Genomic DNA, 22,685 nt, shown 5'->3' with positions numbered 1-22,685 from the left:
TTTTTGGTAAAAGCAACAACAAGTTATCAAAGAATTTAAATAGCTCTGCTTTATACAGATTGTCTTCATTCTTTAGGTAAATACAAAAGTATAGAAGAATACTAATTTAATATTTTCCCATTTTTTATTGCAAAAATATAAACTAATTAGTATATTTCACTTTAGTAAATTATATATGCACTAACAACAAAAAAGTAATACACAACTAAAATCCAAAATTTCAACTTAACTATAAGTAACCGTTAAATATATTCCAGACACCTTTTTTATGATATTTTTTATATTAAAACATTTATCTTAATTGTTATAAATTAATTTAAAACTTGCTTTAACAGCATATAAATCTATTTAAGTATAAAGAAAATAAAATACTCAAAAAAATTTTTATTGATAATAAAAAATTATCAACACCTAAGTAATAAAGTCTTATAATACTTTAATTATTGATATCGCTTAAATATGTAGCATCACATACTGTAATTAACAGCCACTATTAAATTTAATTGTGTAATTATGAAAATTTACATACAAATCATTATTATACGTCAATTGCAATAATGTTAGTTAATAAAATAAAATTGTTTCATAAAAAATATTTTTTATGATTAATTTTCATTAAAATAACATAATTATATAAATGGTGAATATATGCCAAAAGAAATATTGAGTGTTTTTAATCATAATCAGTTCAGCATATCTGCCGCATTACAAAAAGAAAATGATACACGAGTTTCGCACAGGCCTATAAAATTCTAGAAATGGCTTCAGAACAATAATTAATCTGTAACTTACTAAGACGTATAAATTTACTTAAATTACAATAAGTTATTTTTAATTTATAAGGTTTTATCTATTTACATATTATGCTGAATTAAACTTAAAAATAGAGCGTTTTTTTATTGGTGCGAAACTCGTGACGTTATCAAAAACAAGTACCCGGTCACCATGTTCAGGTTGATGTGAAATTTTTATTTTTTAATGCACCAGATGGGCAAAGAATTAAACGTTTTCAATATACTGCAATAGATGATGCAACACGTATAAGGGCACTTAAAATTTATGAACGACATAATCAGGCGAATGCAATTGATTTTATTAATTATATTGTTGATAAATTTCCCTTTAGAATCAAAACCATTAGAACTGATAATGGTCACGAATTTCAATCAAAATTCAATTGGCATGTGCATGATTTAGGTATGGAGCATGTTTATATCAAGCCAGCTACACCCAGATTAAATGGGAAAGTGGAGCGCTCTCATCTCACCGATAAGCAGGAATTTTATCAGTTAATTGATTATAAAGATGATGTCGATTTACACGAAAAATTAGCAGAATGGGAAGCCTTTTATAACTGTCATCGTCCCCATTCAGCTCATGCTGGTAAAACGCCTTATGAAGTGTTAAAAAATAAACTAGGTCTATAAGATCAAATGTCAGCCGAGGTTCTGAGTGACACATGTTTTCTGTGTGATTTTCAAAGAACTGTTTTGAACCCACCCCCTTAAAGAAGCGGTGTTCCTCATAGCATAATACTATTTGGCATTTATCAACTCTAATGATGAAGCATCAGCCACATCATCTGGAATATATGGATCATCGTCATCTAAATTGACACCAATACAATCAACATCATTCAAGCCAATTTCCCATGCCCACCTAACATCTAACGTACTCATTTCTATTCCTAGACTGTCTTTTCGTGGAGAATCAGTAGTAATATTCTTTAACATTGCATCACATCCGAGATAAAATTTTCCGCAGGAATGATAAGCAGCAAGGAATCTATCAAGGTTGACATTGTTATCGGGAGTCATCGTGTTAATTCGGCTGATCATCGTCATTATTTTAGTCATTGGAGTATTCTTCATATTCTCAGATATCAGTACTCTATAATGAGCTGGTTTTTTAACTGAGATACCTTTGACGATACAAACACGTAATCTGGATTTATTATCTGATAAGCCTACAGATGATATAAGATCTTTAAAAATATCTTCACCCACACCGGAGTCTTTAAATAACAGATATAATCCTGGGTGACATGCTTTGAATTGAACGAAGCCCACCCCTTTCCAGCGTGTTCTATCCCACAAACGAGGTTTGATTAGACTTTGTATGGAATAATCTTTATGTGTTATATTTTCGGAATTAAGTTCCTTTTCAGGCATTCTTCCTTTTCCAAATGTGGATCATTTATATCCTCGATCTCCAACACTTTCGGAAATTCACTATCCCAGGATTTATCTCTTAGAAGAGGGTAGGTTTTCTTTTCAGCACTTGTGGAATAAATTTTCTTAATTTGTTGATCAATATCATTTCCAAGAACATTTTCAATAGCTTTGATACAGGCACCGAAACTAATTGCTCTGTCGAATGCAGCATCTTCGAATATCATTTTTTCAATGTATTCTGTATTTTTTATAAAAAATAATTCAGGGACAAGATCAAATACTATTTTCTTGAATTCATTGGTGATTTTTTGTTGAGCATCGATTCTAAAATCACTTGTATCAAAACCAGAACAATTTATTGTAAGATTTAGCCTTCCACTATTGCTATTTATTTCATGTGATAAGGATAAGTCACCTTCGTCATCTGCTATTACTTCAATAATTAAAAATGCTTCTTTCAGATGGATGTTATCAATCGTACAAGTTGCAAAAGCACTCTCTAAAAGTGATAAGATATTAGTTGAAAACTCTATAAATGGTGACTGATTCGGAAAGTTAATTTCTATGGTGCATCCAAAAATAAAAGATGTATATACTCCTCGTTTGTCATGGTTATCTTTTATGCCTTGACTATTAAATCCTGCATCAAAGTCACGTATTTTTTGCAAAAAATCATTATCTGCAATAACATCGTACTCACGCTCAAAATCTTCAATATAACCTAAAGCATATTTAAGACATCCCGATGATACAAAAAGTCCTAATCTATCGAGTTCATCAGGAATATTACTCTGTCGATTTATTTCTTTTAGATCAGTGTTCAAAATGAGTTGGCTTATGTAAAAATCAACTTGCTGATTTTCTTTATCACCGAACGAGCCATCACTGATATTCTGGTTAATTATTAAAAATAATTCATACCATAAAAGGGCATGTGCTAATTTCCCTAGTTTTATTTCTGTTAGGCATAAACTATAATAAATCTCAACCTGCTTTAATGATATCTCATCATACTTCCAGTAGTTATCTGTAATCAAAGAAGCGGATAGAAGCAAGCATGAACGTGAACTCCATAGCAACCCAATGGATTCGTAAGCATAAGCTATTGCTTTTAATGCTAATATAAATTTATCTCGTGATTCCTCTTTATAGAGTGGAATAAAAGATTTTCCTAAATACTTGATTGCCTGATAAGGGTGACCATTTTGAATTCTCTTTATGCCTCTTCGTAGATTTAATAGTGCCCCTTTAACTTCACCGCCTATAAGAGCGGATTGCTCAGTCATATAGTCTAATAAATTCTCATATGCATCAACCTCGAAAAAAATGTCATCTAGTTCGTTCAAAAGTTGGAAGTTTTTCTCAAAGGGATAGCCTATTAAATTTCCACTATTTTTAAAAATTTCATGTAACTCTTCAAATACAACCGAAGCATCTTCTACATCTGAAAACGTTGTCATTTTATAAATGGCTTTGTGAGTTCTCGCTGTAAGTGCATTACTGGGACGAGATTCATCGTCAGCTATCTCATCTAGTTTAACGAGCATATTACGTTCGATTTTCTCAATGTCGATTGTAGATGTTGCGTTGTTAAGTCTAATATAACTTTTATGGACTGTTACTAAGTTTAAAACTTTCTCCCATTTTGAGGAGTTAGTTGATGATGCTATACATTCATACGCTAATTGAAGATTTTCTTCGAAAAGGTTAAAATCTTCCATCCAAAAATGGGCCTTCCAAGCGTATTGATAATACGCATCCAGCAATTGTTGGTTTGTACCAAATTTTTTTGAGATTTTTATAGCTCTTTCAAATAGACCTTGTGTTTCAATTATCGCTTTTTCAAGCTCAGCGCTTAACTCTGCAACTTCTAAGAAAAAATCCACTTGCTCATATGAAATTCCAGCAGGGTTTATTTTCCCGCTAATATACTCGGTTAGTTCTTCATATTTTTTGTGCTTCTTATAATCATTTTCTCCAAAAATAACCTCTCTCTTATATTGTGTTGGAACTGATAATGTATCAATGACCAATTGCTCAAAATGATTTTTGTAGACTTGATCTAGTATCCAATTAATATCTAATATACGGATATCTATTCCTGTTTGTGCTTTTAGGGTATCTTAAACCTCTGAACGAATATTTGACTTAGCCGATTGATTTGTTACGCAAAATATTTTTTTATAACCACGCGCTGTTTCTTTTATTTTAAGCACATCTTCATGGCATTTTTTCCTCCAGTCTTTACGTGTACTTACCGCAAAGGCCCAGCGTTCTTTATTTGATGTTTCATTAACACCTTCGAACCAAAGAAGCTTATTTTGTTCCGAAACAGGGAATGTTTGTGTGTCAGTTTTACCATCCCCCCCAGCTACAGGACCTGTCTGTTCAAGGAGATTAGGGCAAATTATTTTCTCACATATTCTTTTAGCAAAATCTTCGAATTGTAATTCTTGATTTCTTGTATTTAGAGTAGAAAGAAAATGCTCAAGTACAACTCTATCTAAAGACCCTGTCTCTCGGATCGTTGAATCAGAAAATTTTTCAGGGCGACGACGCTTTAGAAATTCTTTAGATGAAAATTTGGCTTCCTGTACTTTCATGATTATTACGCTCCATTTGTTACCGACATCAAACCCTTGTGTTTATTTACTGGAATTATTATTCATACTGTTTTTTTGAATAAAACACCAGTAGTGTGCTATGTTCAGACAAGCTAGCTATGTAATCACTATACCACTGCATCATTTCTCGCCTCCCTTCCAGATACTGTGCATGGTTGTAAGCCCCACGAACCGCGTTTTAATCCACATGTGCAAGCTGCGACCCAATTTACGTCGAGCTACAGCATTGCTTATAGCGATAGATGCTCATCCTGCAGCTGCAGAAAATTTATACCTTTTTACGAATATTTACTGCGATTCCCCTAGCCGCCAACCCATCCACATATTCCCCATACCACTGGATCATCTCCCGGAGTTGCTCCAGATACTGTGCATGGTTGTAAGTGCCACGAATAGTGTTCTTATCCACATGCGCAAGCTGTAACTCGACCCAAGCCGTGTTATAGCCCTGTTCATGCAGGATGGTACTCATCGTGTGCCGGAAACCGTGCCCCGTCGCCTTTCCGTGGTAACCAATCCTTTTCAAGTACCTGATTGATACTCGCTTCGCTCATCGGCTTGGTTATGTCGTTACGGCCGGGGAAAACTAGGGGGTAACGGCCCGTTACCGCTTGGATCTCACGAAGTGATGCCATAACTTGATCGGATAGAGGGACCAGATGCGGACGACGCAGCTTCATTCTTTCGACCGGGACTTCCCAAACACGCTTATCGAAATCAAACTCTTTCCATTCAGCCTGGCGGAGCTCGATAGTACGAACCCCAGTCAGCATCAGAATTCGAGTAGCCAGTCGGGTGATCGGACTACCAGAATAAGCGGCAAGGGCTTGTAAGAAGTCAGGGAGTTTATGAGCTAGCAGATGGGGGTAATGGGTAGATTTAAGTGCAGTCAGCGCGCTCGCCAATTCTGAGGCTGGGTTCGTTTCGGCTCTGCCGGTAACAATGGCATAGCGGAACACCTGATTGCAGGCCTGGCGGATTTTACGCAGCTTATCGAGCACACCTCGCTTTTCGAGTTTACGTAGCGTGCTCAGCACTTCAAGAGGCTTGATCTCAGCAATGGGACGCTTACCAATGTCAGGGAAGATATCGTTCTCGAAGGCCTCCATCAGATCGTCAGCATAGCCTTTCGACCAGTTAGGTCGTTTGTACCCATGCCATTCCACTGCAATAGCTTTAAAGGTATTTTCGGCATTGGCTTTTTTAGCCAACTTTTCAGCTTTCTTTTCTTCTCCAGGATCACCGCCTAAGACGATGATCTTCCGTGCCTCCTCACGCTTCAGGCGAGCATCAGCCAGAGAGATATCAGGATAAACACCGATAGAGAGCTTTTTCTCTTTCCCTAAAAAACGATACTTCAAGCGCCAGTACTTCGCACCGTTAGGCTTTACCAGCAGATACAGGCCCCCACCGTCAGTCAGCTTGTATTCTTTTTCTTTGGGTTTTGCAGTATCAATCTGTCGTGCATTTAGTGGCATAAAGGGGCCCCTAATTTCCATTGAACGATATGAGCCCCCCAAAGGCCCCCAGATACCCCTTGATTTGGGTATAACTGAGTTGACCTCGGTAGAGCTCGTGACAGAAAAATTCAGTGATTTCAGGAAGTATAAAGGATAAAAAGCGAATTCAGTAGAGCTGTATTGACTTGAAAATGGTACGCCCTACAGGATTCGAACCTGTGACCTACGGCTTAGAAGGGCGATAACTTCTGATTTTAAGTCATAACAGATGATTTCATTCGCTTTCAACTTACTGTAATAAAAAGATTTTTACATGTTGCCTGATTTCATATTATAACATAGTATTTCACCATAACGACACCCGTAAGAGCACCCGTAATGGCAGGAACACTACTCACTGACAGCAAGATAAAGGGCATCAAACCCAAAGAGCAAGCATATTACCTGTGGCAATCATCAGCCACCAGAGGTACAGGACGCTTGGGTCTGAAAATTTACCCTTCCGGCAGAAAGATTTTTGTTTACAAGTATCATAAAGAGGGTGCTCGAAAATTCCTTTCACTGGGAGATTATCCCACAGTAACCCTCGCAGAAGCAACCGCAAAAGCCCTCACCGCCGCTGCCAATATCACCGCGCCAGAAACGTCTATTGCTGAACACGCCACTATAAAACAATTGTTTGACGATTACATCACCACTCAAAAAAAACAAGGTAATCGCTCTTATGACAAAACAAAAAATAGACTCAACCAAGTGTTAACCAGTAAGTACATTGATCCTGCTACACCCGCTAAGGAAATAACACCCGTTCAGATTAAGCGTGTTCTTGCCGAGTTTATAGAACGTGGGGCAAACGCTGGGGCAAATAAAATTAGAGCTAACCTTCATGCCGTATTCAATTTTGGGTTATTTGCGGACAACGATCCGGCCAACATTAACGGAAAAATCATTTACGGGCTTGACCGAAATCCAGTTAGTGTCATTCCACCACAAAAACGGGTAGATAAAGCACTTGATCGTTTTTTGTCATGGGACGAACTCAGCGAGCTATTAAGATTGCTCTCAGTAACGGAATCAGCTTGCCCCATTCATCCAGACTTCGCTCAATTGACCCTGCTGTGTATCTTTAGTGGCGGGCAGCGCCCTTGGGAAATAATGACCAATACTCGTGATCACTGGGATGAAAAAAATAAAACCCTTACAGTACCGCCTCACATATCAAAAAATAGTGATTTCCACATTATCCCTCTGAATCAAAGCGCCACTGAGATTCTGAAACGGCAGAGAAAAAAATATCCAGACGCGCTGTTTCTTTTTCCGGGCAATACAAAAGAAGGGCATTTGCTGTCCGCTGAGTACAGTAAACAACTCCGTAAATTCTGTAAATTAACCGGTTTTAATAAATTCACCCCCAAAGATATTCGCCGTACCTTTAAAACTCTGGCAGGGGATATGGGCATTAGTGCGGAAATGCGTGATAGACTTCAAAATCACAAGAGGCCAGGTGTGTCAGCGAAACATTACGATAGGTATGATTATCTAAGAGAAAAACGAGAAATAATTGAACAGTGGGAAAAAAAATTACTTGCTTTATGATGGATATAATTTTACATAAATTAGCTAATAGCTCTGAACGGCTAATAGATTATAAATATAGGGCCTTCTACCGCTAGGAATACTCTTTTGCGGATACAAAAGGAGCAAGTATGCAATCAGTAAAAGTAGGTATCACTGCTATACAACAACTGGATTCAGCTCCCCTAACAAAAAATCAAAAATCCCTTATATGTATGCTTACTATTGGAAATATTCTCGAATTTTTTGATTTATTTCTAGTCGGTTTTGTCATTACCCTGCTTATGCAAGATCAACGGTGGTCATTAGGCACAATACAGTCTGGTTTTATCCTTGCTGGGGCAGGACTTGGAACTGTCATCGGCGCAATTTTTTGGGGGTGGCTTGCTGATAAATATGGCCGTAAGAAATCATTTTTCTCATGTATTTTATTACTTGTAATATTTACCGGACTGGCTGCACTAACGCCTGAAAATAATTGGCTCTTTTTGTCAATCATGCGAGTTTGCGTAGGTATAGCCGTTGGCGGGCTTAATGTGACTTCTGTGCCTTATGTTCAAGAATTTGTACCTTCTAAAAAAAGAGGGTTATTTACTGGTCTGACTTCAGCATTTGTACCATTGGGTCTATTTATTGGATCATTCGTAACTCGTTATCTGGCTGAACCGCTTGGTTGGAGAGGACTTTTAATTATTGGTTGTCTTCCTGCTATTTTATTGGCATGGAGAAAATTCATTCCAGAATCACCACGATATTTACTCTCTAAAGGACGTTTTCAGGATGCCCGTGAAGCTTACGCCTGGGCGATGAATATCCCTGTAACTAAAGTGGGGCATTTACCTGAATATGTATCGATTAGCAAAAGGTCTTATCTAAATATAATAAGGCACTACCCAAAACAACTGACTATTGTCGCTATTGGTTCATTTTCTTTTATACTAGGAAGTTTCGCTATTCAGTCATGGGGACAGGTATTATTGAATCAGGTTTTCCATTTTAGTATTAATGTTGTGGCAAATTTATTCATGATACTGTCTTTAGGGGATTTAGTTGGCCGATTATTTTCAGCATGGATTTCCGATTATCTTGGAAGGCGTCGAACTCTCTTTTTATTCGGTCTTATTGGTGCTTTTGGATGTATAATTGCAGCATTGTCTATACAGATCAGCACAATCGTGCATTTTTTAAATTTGAATATGCTATCTTCAAGCTGGATTTTCTTTTTTGGCATTCTTATCGCTATGATGTTTGGCGATGGGGCATTTGGAATTATTAATACATTTGGTGGAGAAATGTTTTCTAATCAGGTACGCTCGACCTGTCTTGGACTCGGTTATGGTGTAGGTGCTACCGCTAAAATTGTTGGTCCTGTTTTTCTCGGCGGTCTAATCGATGGCAAAAATTTTTCTGAAAATGTCGTGTTCGTACCTTTCCTCATATTTGCGTTTATTTTTTTTATCGGTTCTATTGTTTATCTGTTTGCTCGTGAAACCCGTAATATCCAGCTTGAGGCTATGTAATTGATATCAATCTATGACTCAGATTCGTTAGTATTCATAGATATGAATTTGATCACTTAAAAGCAATATTTTATGTAAAATTCGGTTTCAAATCAAATTGTTAGATGCCCATTGCCATATATTCTGTATAAAATCAGTAACCCATAATTTATTACTTATTAATATGTCAAAGGGATACAGAACAGCACATACCAGTACCAATACACAAAATATTCGTTCCCACTTAGGATATTTACTGGGGTTCAATATTGGCATACAGAAACGTCGACGATATGGCCATAGTAACGGTATTCCTGCTGGTGTTAACATATCAGATACAACGTGGCTAATATAACCAACGACCATGGCATGGACAAAATCTACCGGTATCGGAATGATAATTCGTGACAATAAGTCTGAAGAAAGAAATATGCTGCACCCTACAATAGCCAGAAAACTGTGAGTAATGCCTCTATGACCGAACACTTTGGCAATGGGTATCGAAAGCCATTTTAATCGTTGGCCTAAAAAAGACTTGGGGTGATCGATGTCTGGTAGTAGGCAGGTTAATATTCCGCCAATAATGATATGCCCCCAGTTCCCTTGAGCTAATGCTGGTGATAACGCCAATTTCTTCGCAAAAATAGCGCTTGCTAAAGCAAAGATGAAATGCCCGCCAGCAGTCATAGTCACCACACATAGTTATATTTTGATATAATTATTTTTTGCGTGCATTATGCATCTAAAATAATTCAACAATCAACAGTTTACTAAGTTAAAAAAACGGTCCATGCTAGATAGCTGTTAGTGATATTCATCAAAAGCGATCCGGCTTATTAAAGGTTCAGTAATTTCAATGGTAGACTATCCCCTTAACGCGATATACTACACCCATGACAAAATCATCACTATCCCAACATGACTCGCTATTCAAAAAGTTCCTTGGCGATATCGCTATAGCGAGGGACTTTCTGGAAGTACATTTGCCATCTCATCTTCGAGAGCGCTGCGATTTCAGCACTCTTGCAATGGAATCAGGCAGCTTTATCGAAGACGACCTTCGTACCCAGTGTTCAGATATGCTTTACTCCGTGCAGACGAATTCGGGGAAAGGTTATATATACACAGTAGTCGAGCACCAGAGCCGCCCTGAAAAGCTTATGGCATTCAGGCTTCTACGGTACAGCGTAGCAGCCATGCAGCGGCACCTTGAACAAGGCAACGACACCTTGCCGGTAGTCATACCGATCTTGTTCTATCAGGGCGTTACGTCACCTTATCCTTATAGCACGCACTTTCTGGACTGTTTTGCCGATCCAGAACTGGCAGCTACGGTGGACCAACAAGCGTTCCCGCTGGTTGATATCACCACAATACCGGATGAAGAGATCCTGACGCACCGCCGAGTAGCTCTCCTGCAACTAGTACAAAAACACATCAGAACGCGCGATATGTTGGAACTTGCCGTGGAATTAGCTAATCTAATAGAAAAATGGCAATATTCCAAAGAACAATGCAAGAGTTTATTATATTATATAGCTAAAGCAGGAAATACGATTGACGGCGAGGGATTCATACGTACCCTTGCAGAAAAAGCACCGACTTACCGGGAGGATTTTATGACTATTGCAGAACAGCTTGAGGCTAAAGGCCGCGAAAAAGGCAAACATGAAGGCTACCAGCTAGGCCAGAAGGATGCTTCAACGAAGATAGCTCGACAACTTTTAGCCAATGGTGCAGAGCGTAATCTAGTGAAGATTGCCACTGGCCTTTCAGATAATGAACTAGATAAACTATGAGGCAAGAAGCTAGCTTGCCTCTAGCTTAGATGTAAAACCCCTTTAATATACAATAAACTATTTATGTTAACCAGCTATCTTCTCCTTTCAGTAGCTCCTCACTTTTTGAATGAAATGTCTTAATTAACCTACTAATTATAAAGATAACGTTATATTTTATCTAATTGCATACCGACACTTAGTGCTTTTTTTTCCATTCTAAATAACCTGAGTTCGGGATAAGCATTATCAATTATACTTGAAGATACGTACCTGCAACAGGTATCTTTGGTTTAGATGGCATTAAACAATATGCAACCAGTCCGCCTAATAAATTCACTACAAAGTTAGCCGGAGAGCGATGTCGCGTATGCTCTATTTGACAAAGATTTTTTAACTCATCAAATACCGTTTCAATGACAGAACGATGACGCAAGATGGCTTTGTCGAAACAAGTCTGTTTAATAGGCTTCATTTTCTTCTTGATATTCGTTATAAGGCTAATTCCCATCGTTTTGAGTTGCTGTTTCAGTGAAGCCGATAAATACCCTTTATCTGCGTACAAACAACCAGAAAGATCCTTTGTCAGCTCAGGCAATGGTTTCCGATCATCGGTGTTTCCTGGTGTGAGTCGAAAACTGAGTATTTCCCCCAAATGATTGATAATTACATGAAGCTTGAAACCAAAGAACCAACCTGTTGAATTTTTTCCCCGTTCAGCTATCCCATTGAAGACTTTATGTCTGCGGATCCGTAAGTTATCACACACCGCTATCGGAGTAGAATCGGCAACCGATAGCCCCGTGCATTTTCCCTTAATTGACTCAAACAGTGCCGTTAACGCTAAGGCACTACGCGGAAGTAACTCTACACAGCGTGAATAGGATGGCAAGTTAGGAAATTCCTTCCGGAGATATAAGCGGACATAATAGAGATAAAATACCTTGAATTGCCTGAATCGGAGTTGATGAAACAACACAACCAGTGTCATCATTTCCGCCAACGAAAGCTGAGTAGACCGTCTACGACGCTTAGTACCGTTAGTCAGCAAATATTCATGCATTTTTGGCTCGAAGTCTTTGCAAAAATCATCCATCAGGCAATAAAGTTCAGTAAGATTTTCCATAATTGTTTAACAATGCTCTACTCTTTAACCAGACTGTTAGAGTATTTTAACAAAACAGGCTCATTCAACTATTTGAATATCAAGACTTTCTCTTTATTTCTTATCCCGAACTCAGGTTAAATAGAACTCGTACAGCATCACCCAATCTTCTGGTCGAATTGAGATGATTTTATTTTGGCTATCGTTTTTGCTCGACTTGTAACTTCTGATTGATCCAACCCACTATGTGTGAGAGCCGGCTCGATTTGGCCGGCAGACGGAGCGATATCGCCTGTCATTAGCCATAACGTATATTTTTTAAAAAGAGGATGATTGGTTATTCTAACCATAATATTTTCAGTTACTTGTATCCTTCCAGCCTCATAGTTGTTTAGTGAAGAATACGGTATGTTAAGCATGATTGATAAATCTCTTCTATTAATTCCCTCTGCTTCTCTTATTTTTCTAATTTTTTCTCCAAGACTTGACATGTTGTTCATATCCGAATAACCTTATCTAGTGTTGTTCATATCAGAATAACTTAAATCCATACAAATGCCACAAAACCAAACTAAAACTGCGTAAATCGAGGCAAATGCACCCAGTGTTAAGCATACCAGATTTTTGGTTTTTAAGCGGTTAGAAGCGGTATAAAGCGGTTGGAAAGGATTAATGAGGGGGCGAAGTGAGCAACGACGACTACGAAATCAGATATCCGATAGACGCAGTGAACATAAAAAAATTTGCTGAATTGCTCGGTAAAACTCCTAGTGCAGTCAATGAAATGGTTGAAAACCAAAAGTTACCCGTCATTAACTTGCGCGATCCAAACAAACCCAACGCCAGAGTTGGGGAAAGGTGGATATACCTGCCTGAATTCAATCGCATAGTACGAGAAGCCTACTTTAATCGTCCCGCAGAAGAACGTGATGCTTGGCTTAAGTGGCTTGGGTTGAATGACCAAGCAAAAAGTCTGAACGAAAGCTCATAGCCAGCGTGTAGGGCTGTGACCTGCTCTTTAACAAAACGGTATCAGTAAACAAAATCTGTGAAACGGATGGCAGGGAAGTTGTGCCTGTAATTTGCTGATAGCTAAGCATGAAGTTTATGTGAAGCGAAGTTGAGCCTACTTTACGTAGGGACTTTCCGATCGGGGTATGCCGATACAGGTGTACACAAACACTGAATAACCAATAGGTGGATTTGTAGTAAGTACGTTTCGTGCTTAGCATAAATCTTCTTATGGAGGAGATATTCATCAATGAATGCTCGCCAACGTTGCCGTGAACGGCGTCAAATGTATTATCGCGACCAATCTCGAATACGCACAATAAGATTAAGTTTACTAAAAAAACGCTCAACCGAAGAAATCATTAATAATATATGGCGGGAACCCGCCGAACATCACACGCAAGAACACGATGTCGTAAACCTTCTCGCGTCATTTAAAAATCAAGTAGATAGATACCCGACAGACAGTATTAACAACCGCTGTCTAGTAAAAACGTATCTCTATACGGTCAAGAACCGCTATCGCCGAAGAAGGAAGCAGTATGGACATTCAAACTGATAATGAAATTCTTCGAGCGAGGAAACACTTAACAATCGAGGAAGTAGAGGCATGTGTACCAGAGGGTGAATACTTATACGAGATCTTGACTAATCCCTATATTGCTCAACTATTTTCTAGTTCAAAGTCAGGTGAAAAATATGATGCTTTATTGCTGGCACTAGAAACTACTGATAGCTTTAATGACGCGCTGTATGACGTTATGCAGACAGCGGCGCAAATTCTGTATCTGATGCGATGCCGTGATGCTTACTACGAGGTGCCAGCATAATGCAGTGGCATAATGTAGAACAAAATACCGAAGTGTGGAATGAACTGAGAACAGGAAAAGTGACTGCGTCTCAATTTGGTTGCTTGATGGCAAACGCTGGGAGGGCTTTTGGTGAACCGGCAAAGCGATATGCAATACAGATTGCACTTGAAATCATCAACGGGAAAAAATCGGATTCTGATTCCAGCTATACAAATTGGCACATGCAGCGCGGTCATGAACAAGAGCCGATGGCCAGAATGCTCTATGAGATTGAGAGAAATGTTGATGTCACCAATGGCGGATTTTTCGACCTCGGTGATTATGGCGATAGTCCAGACGGATTAGTTGGAAATGATGGCGTGATAGAAATAAAATCCGTTACCGCTGCTGTGCATTTTGCCCCCTTGCAACGAGGCTCTTTTGACCCGGCCTACAAATGGCAGCTTATCGGACATCTTGATTGCACGGGCAGAGATTGGGTTGATTTTGTTAGTTATTGCGCTGATTTTCCTGAAAACAAACAGTTAATCATTTATCGCCTACTGAGAGGCGATTATGAAGAAGACATTTCCACTCTTCGCACTAGACGAGAGGATTTTATTCATTTAATCGATGAAACCATGTGCATCATTCAACGAGGATAACCCGTGAGCATTGCAACATTAATTCTGGGTGATTCGGGAGGGGGAAAATCAACCAGCCTGCGCAATCTTGATCCACAAAAAACTCTCCTAATCCAATGTATAGACAAGCCATTACCGTTTCAATCAACGCATTGGAAAGTAAGAAATAAATTAAACGAAGATGGCAGTGTTATTAAAGAAGATAATCCGTTAAAAATTGAATACATCATGAAGCATTCCTCTCGTGAAGTTTTCATTATTGATGATTATCAACATGTTCTTGTCAACGAGTTAATGAGTCGTTCCAGTGAAAAAAGCTACGACAAGTTTACTGATATCGGTAAGCACACGTGGTTAATACTCAATACGGCTGGAAAGCTGGCAGAAAACAGACGGATTTATATTCTCGCTCATACCCAAACCGATGATTTTGGTAACATTAGAATGAAAACGGTTGGAAAGATGGTTGACCAAGTGATTATCCCTGAAAGTTTTTTCACCATCGTTTTACGGGCAACCGTCAATAACGGAAATTATCTCTTTTCTACGCAAACTAACGGCATGGACTGCTGCAAAAGTCCTATGGGTATGTTTAGCGACACGCTGATTGAAAATGACCTGAAATATGTTGATGACACCATCTGCGCTTACTATGGAATTAATAAAACGAAGAGAGTTAATCAATGAATAATATAACATTCACGTACAATCAAGAGGCTGCATTAGCCGCCGGTCAAAGTGCATTTATCAATGAATCCGGCGCTTATGTGGTCACGATTCAGGAAGCAAAATATATGACCAGTAGCGGCGGCGCTGAATCAATTGAATTTTCGGTTGAAGCAGATGATGGCAAGAAAGCAAATTATCTGAATGTATACACGAAGAAAAAAGACGGTACGCCAAATAAATTCGGTGTCAATATGACACGAGTTTCGCACCAATAAAAAAACGCTCTATTTTTAAGTTTAATTCAGCATAATATGTAAATAGATAAAACCTTATAAATTAAATATAACTTATTGTAAATTAAGTGAATTTATGCATTTCAGTAACTTGCAGATTAATCATTACTTTTAAGCCATTTCTAGAATTTTATAGGCCTGTGCGAAACTCGTGGATCTGAAAGAAAACGTTATCGTTGCTATCAAAGGGCCTAAGTTCGTCAAATTTGATAAGGCAAAAATAGACACCGAATTGGGTATTGTCACTTACCTTGATTGTTTCGGTATAAGGGTTGGTGTAGCAATTTGTGAGGTTATTGACGGGAAATACCCTGATATTAGCCGAATAATACCCAAGGAAAACAAGCCCGTTTCAGAAATTGGCTTCAATGCCAGCTATCTTGCAGATATCGAGAAGGCCGCAAAAATTTATAACCCCAAATACCAATCAATAAAAATTAAACCTAACGGTAATGACAATGCCGCAACTGTCGAGTTAAACAAAAAGACATTCGTTATCGTTATGCCAACGCGAATTTAAAAGTTCCCCATCAATGCATTTCAACCAAATTCATTTAACAATGAAAAAATTATTATGACCAAGTTAATTGTAATTGAAAATACCGTCGTCCATCAGGACGCTTTCGGGCGTTATTGTTTGAATGATTTACATCGTGCTGCCGTTGCTCAAGGTAAAGCGACTGATTCTCAGCGTCCTTCAAAATTTATGCGTTCTGATGGTATAGCTGCATTTGTACAATCTTTGAGCGAAGCCCAAAAAAGGGTTTCGGTTAATGTCATTAAAGGTGGTACCGAATCAGGGACTTGGGCAGATGAACTTGTGGCTATTCGCTATGCGGCATGGATTGAACCAGCATTTGAAGTTCAGGTATATGAGCAATTTCGTAATTCTGTGAAATCCAGCAACGGCATACTGGTCGAAAAAGTACAGGCTGGACTGGCAATGCTCGCTTTCTACAAGCAAGAGCTACGCATAGCACCTTCCGCCATGTTGGGAGCAATGAAAAAACTCCAATCGTCCCTTGGCATGCCAGATATTCTACCAGCCTACACGGTAGACGCACCAGAGGGCAATGTAACAGGATCAAGTGAAGTCACCCATTCGCTCACTGAGCTTTTACTGCTACACGGGAAACCCTACACAGCCCAATCTGGCTATCGGCGGCTGCAATTGCTCGGACTCGCTGAACGTAAATCAAGACCCAGTAGCAAGCATCCTGATAAAGAAAAACTGTTCTGGTCGTTAACTGACACGAGTTTCGCACAAAACTAATTTGGGTACGCTAATAAAACACGGATTTGCTCAGTAATAGCACTTTTGATTACGTCCCAATTTTGTTGATAAAGGGTTATTTTTTCAGATATACGACGTTTATGTTGTTCAAACCACGCAGAAATAGCGAGAAAAATATGATTTCTTTGCGCTCGGCTCGTGCGAGCCTGACAGCGTTCAATACCACAGTTTTGTTTAACTTCTCGATGATAAACTTCAACAGACCAACGGGCATCCATGATAGATTTGACGTATTGACGGGTGGGATTCTCTTTGTTTGTTACTATGTCACGAGTTTCGCACCAATAAAAAAACGCTCTATTTTTAAGTTTAATTCAGCATAATATATAAATAGAAAAAATCTCATAAATTAAAAATAACTTATTGTAATTTAAGTAAATTTATACGTCTTAGCAAGTTACAGATTAATTATTGTTCTGAAGCCATTTCTAGAATTTTATATGCCGGTGCGAAACTCGTGTATGTAATCAATACGGCCGTTTTTGGCTGTAAATTTGAAAACGGTTACCCAACCATATCCTCGCAAGTGTATTGACGTTCCTTCTTCTGAGATGTCTAACTTGTTCAGTTGTTTGTTATGGTTAACAATCCTATTTTTCCTCAGCGTGGTTACCCAGATCCAACCATGAGAGCGAATTGATTTCAGGTTATCCAGGCTAGAATACCAAGCATCCATCACTACCGCTTCTGGCATGATCCCTCTTTTTTTAGCAAGAGTGAGCATTTCGGAAAAGTGCGTGTTTTTTGTTTTTCCATCAGAATCTTTATCATAAATACGATAATTGATAGGAATTGATTCAACCTTCGTCAGATCATGCCAAAGCAAATTAACTAAACCTATGCCAGCAATAACCTCATGTTCATTACCTGAATATTGATAATGGACCATCTCTATTTTTTTACTACGTGTTTTGGCAATCAATGTATCATCGGCAATTAGTACGCAAGGGCTTTTTTTGTCTATAGAAGGTTCAACTAATCGCCATAGGTCTTTAGGTCTAATACATCTACTTTTTAGCCATCGGCTAACAGTGTCATGAGATAAAGGCGATGGGCTTACTTCTGATAACGCTAAACCAGAGTATCTTAAACTGCTTACTTGTAAGAATGTTTTATAGATATCTTTAATACATGGATAACCCGACAAAATATGAACACCCTGATTTTTTCTTGTTTTTAAATTTATACTTCTTTTTTGGAGATTGCGAAACTCGTGACTGAGAAAGGTTTGCAGTTCGGTAAGAACCTGACAGACAACAATAACCCGCGCCAGACGCAGCCACACTTCTACGATAGCCTGTTTCCTAAGCTCTTAAGCGTCATGATGAACGGAATTGCGGCATAACCCCATGTACGCATTGACGAAAGAGCAAAACATGCGCTATATTGTACTCAGCACCTTAACAAAACGGGTGCCGGGTTTGGAATCCCAAGTAATCAAGCGGACGTTAGCCGCTATAAGCGGTTTTTTTGCTTCCGTTAAACCAAAGTTGCACCCCTAAATTATGGTGGGACGTAGCGGGGGAGCCGTAAGGCTCGCCGGGTTTCTTGATTGCCGGTATTCCAACTCCGTTACGTCTGGCCACCCCGTTTGGAATCGGGTTGGTGAGGTTTGAAAAACCTAATCAAGAGGCTACCACTATGGTTGCTACCACCCAAACTCGCCCTGAATTTATTGATACCTACTGGATTATCCCAGAATACACCACTACCCCTTACGGCAAAGTGTCACTTACCCGCCAAGATCGCCGCACTTTCAACTCCATGTTCAAAGACAGCCGCCTAATCTGGGCCGGTCGTCAACCTGTACGTACTGGTATGGGGGTAAATTAACATGAGAATTGTTGATACCTCGACTGCACAGCAGGAAAAAATAAGACCAGAAATTAGTTATAAAAGCCGAATTAGGCTTATTAGAGCGATGGAAGTAGCGGGATATATTTACGAGCACATAAACAAACATTCGTGTGAACATGAGCCAATGCCTTGGCTTCCTGAAATTATTGACTATTTACGAGAAGACATTAGCTGCATTTTTAAGGAAATCGACGAATGGGAGTTGAGAGATAGTTTATTAAAAGTCGATTTAATTAAAGAAAGTGATTTGCAGCAGCCTCGTCATGACTAACGTTGTCAACGATCACCGAAAACTGATCCACTTTTTAGCTAAATCCGATCAATCAAAATTGATCCACTTTTACTCAGTCATTGCTCCTGAGCGCCGCTTATCTTTCAATCGATAGCTTTCACCGCTTAATTGCAGTACATGCGAATGATGAAGTAAACGAGCAAGCATAGCGGCAGTTAATGTTGCGTCATCAGCAAAAGCATTTGGCCATTGCCCAAATGATAAGTTACTCGTCAATATGACACTGCCATGCTCATAACGCTTGGCAATCACATTGAAAAACAGGTTTGCTTCTTCTCGCCCAAACGGCAGGTATCCAATCTCATCGATAATCAACAATTTCGGGGCCATCACCGAACGTGATAGATATTGTTTGAGCTTATTTTGTCGTTTGGCAGTTGAGAGTTGCAACATCAGTTCAGCTGCCGTGGTAAAGCGGGTTTTCTTCTTGGCCTGTACTGCTTTTAATCCTAACCCAATAGCTAAATGCGTTTTGCCTACACCGCTTGGGCCAAGCAACACGACATTTTCATTACGTTCAATAAACGTTAATGCGCTTAATTCCTGTATGTGTTGTTTGGGGATCCCCGTTGCAAACTTAAAATCGAACGTATTAAGTTCTTTATGTGCTGGGAATCCTGCCATCCGACTCAAAAGATTACGGGTTCGTTCATCTCGTTGTTGTTGCTCACATTTTAATAGGCACAGTAAAAACTCTCCGTAGCTTTTGTCTTGGGCAATGCATTGTTCGGCAAGTGATGACCAATGAGTCGGAATAGAATTTAATTTCAATGACTCACACAGGTGTTCAATTTGTTCATGCAATAACATGTTCACCTCCCAGCAATGCTTCGTATACGTTGATTGAGTGTTGCAAACTGACAGATTCAAGGGGCGGTACGATACGGATATTAAGCGTATCAGTCTGCGGGATAGATTGGCAAACCCTTGCTGGTAAGGGTAGAAGATACTTAACTTCCTTAGCTAGTCTATCTGCTGGCTTCTCTAACGTTGTTCCATGAATCCGCTGATGGGCAGCGTTGTAACCAGGGCCCCACTCTTGCATTAGCTATCTCAATATCCAGTTCAAGATTATGAGCACGAAGGTCGGTATTTAATGGTACGATAAAGCTGTTTTTTAAATAGTGGTTAAAGCGCTCTACTTTCCCTTTAGTTTTTGCCCTGTAGGGCTTGCAAGCACACAATTTAAACCCGTAATCTTTCGACATTTGAAGCATTTCGACATGTAATTTATGTTCACCTTCTGCATAAGCATCCCGTTCGATGATGAGGGATTTTGCGTTATCACACAATATTTCCTGTGGTACACCACCAAAATAGTCGAAAGCTTCTCGTAAACCTTGTTGCCAGGATTCTGCTCGTTCATTATCAAAGAACTTTACATAACTCGCACGCGAATAGCCTAGCGTTGCACCAAACGCTTTTAGTGATTTTTTACCTCGCCGGATGCTGGTGAAGTCGATTTGCATTTGTTGACCTGGCTGTGTTTCAAAACGGACGACAGCTTCGGGAACAATGCTTGGTTTAAATTGACAAACAAATCGGCGTAATTGAGCAATACCGCCTTGATAGCCGCTTTCAACTACTTCATCAAATAAGACTGTTGCAGGGATCCAATCAGGTTTAGCCAGTTCAATTCGCTGAAGCAAATAAGGTTTAAAGGGTGCTAATTTAGTCGGTTGTTGACTTCTTTTAGCATAAGTTGGCATTGTCTGTTGTTGTAAATGATGTTTTACGGTGTTACGGGATATGCCCAATTCACGGGCAATTTTTCGAAGGCTTTGTCCTTGTGCAAAGCGAACATGAATATCCACAAATATCTCCTTGGTTAACATAAATTGTCCGTACAAAAATGTGCGAATAATACCAAGTGGATCAGTTTTAGATGATCGTTAGTGGATCAGTTTTGCATGATTGGTGACACTTTAGCCATGACTTCAGCAAATTGTATCATTTTACTGATGCTGTCCGCGTTAAATATTGATAGATTAGCATTATGGGTATTTGCGGTTGCTATTTCTGACATAATAAATATTCCTGAATTTAAATAAGTATATTTGAATGAAAATAAGAATCCTGAATGTATTAGGCGGCATTTAGCTGTAGTTTTTCTAATTTTCGTTGCTCAAAATCACTTAGATTGACAATGAAAGTGGAGGTAATCGGCTCCGGCCAATAATTGGTTTTCATTGCCTGGTTGATGTCACGAAGCGTTTTCTTGTATTCAAGGCGACCAAGCTCTAAAAGTTCTGGTGAGGCCTCTACAATTGCCACCCAATGATAATTTTCATCCTTGTTAACAAATATCCAGAAAAACTGATCTAACATGGCGATATCACAGTACATTGCTGCACTGATATGATAATCCCGATGAATAATCTCGCGCTTGATCATGGCTTCTATCATTTCTTGTTTGAATCGGCCTAATGAAGCTGATTTCAAATCAAAGCCAATACGATGATCATGAGATAATTGAATTTCAAGATCAGGACGTACTCGGATTTCTAATCCGGTATCCTCATCAATACCGTAGTAACTGAGTTCGATAGAACGATTAGGATGACTAATGATCTTATTGGCTTCTGGATGCTTTAATACAGCTTGTTGCATAGGGCTTGCCAGTTGGTATTGATCGGCAGTAATGCGGATGCGTGAGCTATCATTTGTCCATGCTTGTATTAATTCATCAGCGAATACGGCATCAGGTTTAACAGATTTGATAGTTTCGATGAGTTCTTCTTTTTTGCCTGTTAATTTAAGTTGTGCGGATTTTTGTTTGTCGGCGTTATATTCCCGAATAAACGCTTTTAATGAATCCGTATTAGTAAAGGCATTATCCGGTATTATTGGTGGTAAACTGAATTCAGTCTTGATTTTTTCAGGCTCTAATACAAGGGTGTGGAATAAATTACCGAAATCTAACGCTTCTGAGCGTTCAAATTTTATCTCTTTTTTAATATGACGACGATGATAATACATTAAGCTGATACGTACATCTTTCAACATTGTACTGCTAATTCCGTTTGAAGCATGGTAAACGTTGTTTGAAATATGTGTTTATCTCCCTGGGTCAATATAAACATTTTGTTTATTATTATTGGTAGTATTAATTGAAGCGGTATATTCATTTTGATTGCTTATTGATTGACATTGATGACTGATCATGTTGGTTACCTATTAAGTTATCTGTTCTGATAGCAAGTTTTGTTGTATATGCCCAAGAAATACCTGCTTTAAATGATGTAAAGACTGCTTTTTACCTGATACGATAAATACACAAATACCATTTTTGATATAATAAATTATTGTTAATAAACTAATTGGTTATTTATTTTTGCATTAAAAAAACCTCTTTTGAAGAGGTCGTTATATACTCACCATAGGTCACTCTGCGAATGACCTATAATTAGTACTTTGTTAGTTTGCGCATCATTGCCGTTCATCATTGAACCCGCCGAGCACCCGACGCAGGGTTTATAGTCGCGCCGTTCGACTGTAAAGTTAACCACTTTGATTATTATATGATAAATAATAAACCATAAAAGATCATTGTCAATGGGTTTTAGCGAAAAAAATAAACATATTTGTTATATTTATTAAAAAGCACCGGAAGTCCGGT

21 protein-coding genes and 5 pseudogenes are annotated in these 22,685 nt (G+C 38.7%); 14 read left to right on the top strand and 12 right to left on the bottom strand.

Going from position 1 to position 22,685, the window contains the following annotated elements:
* Positions 1 to 917 precede the first annotated feature (917 nt).
* A pseudogene (locus tag V3224_RS10675) lies at positions 918 to 1,427 on the top strand (integrase core domain-containing protein); the annotation flags it as partial.
* Positions 1,428 to 1,535: 108 nt separating this feature from the next.
* Here the strand turns inward: V3224_RS10675 and V3224_RS10670 are convergent.
* The 4 genes and pseudogenes from V3224_RS10670 to V3224_RS10650 form a co-directional block, all read right to left on the bottom strand.
* Positions 1,536 to 2,171: a hypothetical protein gene (locus tag V3224_RS10670; protein WP_334470439.1), complete on the bottom strand. Its 636-nt coding sequence runs from the start codon at positions 2,169 to 2,171 to the stop codon at positions 1,536 to 1,538.
* Positions 2,138 to 4,207: a hypothetical protein gene (locus V3224_RS10665; RefSeq protein ID WP_334470438.1), complete on the bottom strand. Its 2,070-nt coding sequence runs from the start codon at positions 4,205 to 4,207 to the stop codon at positions 2,138 to 2,140. The genes V3224_RS10670 and V3224_RS10665 overlap by 34 nt, the downstream gene beginning before the upstream one ends.
* Positions 4,208 to 4,297: 90 nt before the next feature.
* The gene (locus V3224_RS10660) at positions 4,298 to 4,777 is read right to left on the bottom strand and encodes a hypothetical protein (RefSeq protein WP_334470437.1); all 480 of its coding nucleotides are present in this window, start codon (positions 4,775 to 4,777) and stop codon (positions 4,298 to 4,300) included.
* 289 nt (positions 4,778 to 5,066) lie between these two features.
* Positions 5,067 to 6,276: pseudogene (locus V3224_RS10650) on the bottom strand (tyrosine-type recombinase/integrase).
* Positions 6,277 to 6,636: 360 nt separating this feature from the next.
* Between V3224_RS10650 and V3224_RS10645 the strand changes: the two are divergent.
* Together V3224_RS10645 and V3224_RS10640 are read left to right on the top strand one after the other, a co-directional pair.
* On the top strand, positions 6,637 to 7,854 hold the full coding sequence (locus V3224_RS10645) for a tyrosine-type recombinase/integrase (protein ID WP_334470436.1): 1,218 nt from the start codon (positions 6,637 to 6,639) through the stop codon (positions 7,852 to 7,854).
* A gap of 110 nt (positions 7,855 to 7,964) precedes the next feature.
* Positions 7,965 to 9,353, top strand: coding sequence for an MFS transporter (locus tag V3224_RS10640; RefSeq protein ID WP_334470435.1), 1,389 nt, complete (start codon positions 7,965 to 7,967; stop codon positions 9,351 to 9,353).
* A gap of 87 nt (positions 9,354 to 9,440) precedes the next feature.
* Here V3224_RS10640 and V3224_RS10635 read toward each other — a convergent pair whose 3' ends face one another.
* On the bottom strand, positions 9,441 to 10,019 hold the full coding sequence (locus V3224_RS10635; protein WP_334470433.1) for a metal-dependent hydrolase: 579 nt from the start codon (positions 10,017 to 10,019) through the stop codon (positions 9,441 to 9,443).
* Between the two features lie 206 nt (positions 10,020 to 10,225).
* Between V3224_RS10635 and V3224_RS10630 the strand changes: the two genes are divergently transcribed.
* Complete coding sequence (locus V3224_RS10630) at positions 10,226 to 11,131, top strand: Rpn family recombination-promoting nuclease/putative transposase (RefSeq protein ID WP_334470432.1); 906 nt, start codon at positions 10,226 to 10,228, stop codon at positions 11,129 to 11,131.
* A 232-nt stretch (positions 11,132 to 11,363) separates the two neighbouring features.
* Here V3224_RS10630 and V3224_RS10625 read toward each other — a convergent pair whose 3' ends face one another.
* Both V3224_RS10625 and V3224_RS10620 read right to left on the bottom strand, forming a co-directional pair.
* Entirely contained in the window at positions 11,364 to 12,236 is an 873-nt protein-coding gene (locus V3224_RS10625) for an IS982 family transposase (RefSeq protein ID WP_334467716.1), read from the bottom strand.
* Positions 12,237 to 12,373: 137 nt separating this feature from the next.
* The gene (locus V3224_RS10620) at positions 12,374 to 12,706 is read right to left on the bottom strand and encodes a helix-turn-helix domain-containing protein (RefSeq protein ID WP_334470431.1); all 333 of its coding nucleotides are present in this window, start codon (positions 12,704 to 12,706) and stop codon (positions 12,374 to 12,376) included.
* Between the two features lie 194 nt (positions 12,707 to 12,900).
* On the opposite strand from V3224_RS10620, the gene V3224_RS10615 reads away from it, so the two are divergent.
* The 7 genes from V3224_RS10615 to V3224_RS10585 all read left to right on the top strand — a co-directional run bounded on the left by V3224_RS10615 (position 12,901) and on the right by V3224_RS10585 (position 16,896).
* A complete protein-coding gene (locus V3224_RS10615; protein ID WP_334470430.1) occupies positions 12,901 to 13,206 on the top strand; it encodes a Cox family DNA-binding protein in 306 nt (101 codons plus the stop codon).
* Positions 13,207 to 13,768: 562 nt separating this feature from the next.
* Positions 13,769 to 14,056: a hypothetical protein gene (locus V3224_RS10610; RefSeq protein ID WP_334470429.1), complete on the top strand. Its 288-nt coding sequence runs from the start codon at positions 13,769 to 13,771 to the stop codon at positions 14,054 to 14,056.
* Positions 14,056 to 14,682 carry a YqaJ viral recombinase family protein gene (locus tag V3224_RS10605; protein WP_334470428.1) on the top strand — a complete coding sequence of 209 codons (627 nt, stop codon included), beginning with the start codon at positions 14,056 to 14,058 and terminating at the stop codon, positions 14,680 to 14,682. The genes V3224_RS10610 and V3224_RS10605 overlap by 1 nt, the downstream gene beginning before the upstream one ends.
* A 3-nt stretch (positions 14,683 to 14,685) precedes the next feature.
* Positions 14,686 to 15,348, top strand: a complete 663-nt coding sequence (locus tag V3224_RS10600) for an ATP-binding protein (RefSeq protein ID WP_334470427.1) — start codon at positions 14,686 to 14,688, stop codon at positions 15,346 to 15,348.
* Positions 15,345 to 15,605 (top strand): hypothetical protein, encoded by a 261-nt coding sequence (locus tag V3224_RS10595; protein ID WP_334470426.1) that lies wholly within the window; start codon positions 15,345 to 15,347, stop codon positions 15,603 to 15,605. The genes V3224_RS10600 and V3224_RS10595 overlap by 4 nt, the downstream gene beginning before the upstream one ends.
* A 169-nt stretch (positions 15,606 to 15,774) precedes the next feature.
* Positions 15,775 to 16,143 (top strand): hypothetical protein, encoded by a 369-nt coding sequence (locus V3224_RS10590; protein ID WP_334470425.1) that lies wholly within the window; start codon positions 15,775 to 15,777, stop codon positions 16,141 to 16,143.
* Positions 16,144 to 16,197: 54 nt separating this feature from the next.
* Positions 16,198 to 16,896 carry a KilA-N domain-containing protein gene (locus V3224_RS10585; protein WP_334470424.1) on the top strand — a complete coding sequence of 233 codons (699 nt, stop codon included), beginning with the start codon at positions 16,198 to 16,200 and terminating at the stop codon, positions 16,894 to 16,896.
* Here the strand turns inward: V3224_RS10585 and V3224_RS10580 are convergent.
* Positions 16,893 to 17,183: pseudogene (locus V3224_RS10580) on the bottom strand (transposase); the annotation flags it as partial. The gene V3224_RS10585 and the pseudogene V3224_RS10580 overlap by 4 nt on opposite strands.
* A gap of 197 nt (positions 17,184 to 17,380) precedes the next feature.
* Positions 17,381 to 18,064: pseudogene (locus V3224_RS10575) on the bottom strand (IS701 family transposase); the annotation flags it as partial.
* 401 nt (positions 18,065 to 18,465) lie between these two features.
* Here V3224_RS10575 and V3224_RS10570 point away from each other — a divergent pair.
* Together V3224_RS10570 and V3224_RS10565 are read left to right on the top strand one after the other, a co-directional pair.
* On the top strand, positions 18,466 to 18,750 hold the full coding sequence (locus V3224_RS10570) for a hypothetical protein (RefSeq protein ID WP_334470422.1): 285 nt from the start codon (positions 18,466 to 18,468) through the stop codon (positions 18,748 to 18,750).
* A 1-nt stretch (position 18,751) separates the two neighbouring features.
* Positions 18,752 to 19,045, top strand: coding sequence for a hypothetical protein (locus V3224_RS10565; protein WP_334470421.1), 294 nt, complete (start codon positions 18,752 to 18,754; stop codon positions 19,043 to 19,045).
* A 69-nt stretch (positions 19,046 to 19,114) separates the two neighbouring features.
* On the opposite strand, the gene istB is transcribed toward V3224_RS10565, so the two are convergent.
* Entirely contained in the window at positions 19,115 to 19,876 is a 762-nt protein-coding gene (istB, locus tag V3224_RS10560) for an IS21-like element helper ATPase IstB (RefSeq protein WP_334470420.1), read from the bottom strand.
* Positions 19,863 to 20,901, bottom strand: a pseudogene (gene istA, locus V3224_RS10555) (IS21 family transposase). Before istA ends, istB begins: the two are co-directional and overlap by 14 nt.
* A gap of 75 nt (positions 20,902 to 20,976) precedes the next feature.
* Here istA and V3224_RS10550 point away from each other — a divergent pair.
* Positions 20,977 to 21,117, top strand: a complete 141-nt coding sequence (locus tag V3224_RS10550) for a hypothetical protein (RefSeq protein ID WP_334470419.1) — start codon at positions 20,977 to 20,979, stop codon at positions 21,115 to 21,117.
* A 34-nt stretch (positions 21,118 to 21,151) separates the two neighbouring features.
* Here V3224_RS10550 and V3224_RS10545 read toward each other — a convergent pair whose 3' ends face one another.
* Positions 21,152 to 22,072 carry a PD-(D/E)XK nuclease-like domain-containing protein gene (locus tag V3224_RS10545; RefSeq protein WP_334470418.1) on the bottom strand — a complete coding sequence of 307 codons (921 nt, stop codon included), beginning with the start codon at positions 22,070 to 22,072 and terminating at the stop codon, positions 21,152 to 21,154.
* Positions 22,073 to 22,685 lie beyond the last annotated feature (613 nt).

The sequence above is a fragment of the Arsenophonus sp. PmNCSU2021_1 genome, assembly GCF_036919435.1.
GTDB lineage: Bacteria > Pseudomonadota > Gammaproteobacteria > Enterobacterales > Enterobacteriaceae > Arsenophonus > Arsenophonus nilaparvatae.
This window is presented reverse-complemented; position numbering and strand designations above follow the sequence as displayed.